This is a genomic window from Rothia sp. (in: high G+C Gram-positive bacteria) (assembly GCF_030540545.1).
Taxonomy (GTDB): Bacteria; Actinomycetota; Actinomycetes; order Actinomycetales; family Micrococcaceae; genus Rothia.
Map to the genome: position 1 here is coordinate 1 of NZ_JAUNVZ010000107.1, position 1,100 is coordinate 1,100.

1 protein-coding gene is annotated in these 1,100 nt (G+C 59.8%); it reads right to left on the reverse strand.

Annotated elements, in window-relative coordinates:
• Positions 1 to 1,100 (reverse strand): recombinase family protein (locus Q4P78_RS09275; protein WP_303340083.1); only part of this gene is annotated, 1,100 nt, incomplete at both ends.

Genomic DNA, 1,100 nt, shown 5'->3' on the forward strand with positions numbered 1-1,100 from the left:
CATACACGGACTGGCGACGTCAGTATGCTGCCGCTCTGCTTGGTCGCTCACCTGGCCCACATCATCGGCTGCATTACTGCTGTCGCTTTGTGAGGGCGATGTGCCTGGCACGATAACCGTGCCGTCGTCATCAACACGCGGATTGACCAAGATGCGTTCGAAGAACACCTGGTTGAGCAGCTTCTTCAGATGAGCTGGAGCGGCACTGTAGAGGCGCGAACAGTCCTGCATGAGGTCAAGCACCGCCTCCATAACGTGTCGGGTTGCCGTCATATCTGCTCGGTAGACGGCTAGTTGGCGCTCAATACGCTCCAGCTCGGCCGTCAGCTGAGCCTGTTCTTCCTTGAGCAAGTCCAGTGGCACAGCACCTTCGTAGTGGGCGTGCAGCAGCCTACGACGCTTGTCCTCGATGTTGGTGCGCTGGGTAGTCAAGGAACGCACCGTTCTGTCTTTCTCCCCTTCGATCTGCGCCAGCTCGCCCTGGAGATAGCACTCCACCTTGGCTCGATCCTCAGTCGTCAACTGGATACGTTGGTACAGCGCTGCCACCAATTCCTCCACCTCGTCAATGAGCACCGCCTTGAAGGTGCAGTCGTGTACCCGGTGCCGCCTGGCACAGACGAAGTACGGATACACCACCCCCTTACTGTTCTTGGCTCGCTGGACGAGTAACCGCGCTCCGCACACACCACACACCGCCGTGCTTTTAAGGAAGTGGTTGTGCGTGCGCTGCCGCTCACCCGTGCGCCGCGAAGCGAACACCTGCTGCACGGTTTGCCACGTCTGGCTATCTACCAGCGGCTCATGTGCCCCTACATAGTCCACCCCTTGGAAGGAAATGATCCCTTTATAGTAGGGCAGATGCAAAATGTTCTGCAGTCTGGTCGCTGTGATCGGCTTGGCTGGCCGCGCTGGCGACGGCGCTGTCGTCAGCCCCAACTCTGCCAAATGCTCCGCCAACCCCCTCACCGTCCAGTTACCCGTCGCATACTCCGTGAAGGCGAGCCGCACCAGCGGTGCGCGCTCCTCATCCAAGGCGACCGTCCGGATCTCTCTCCCGTTCTCGTCCCTTGCACGCACGTTGAGGTAACCGAGTGGTG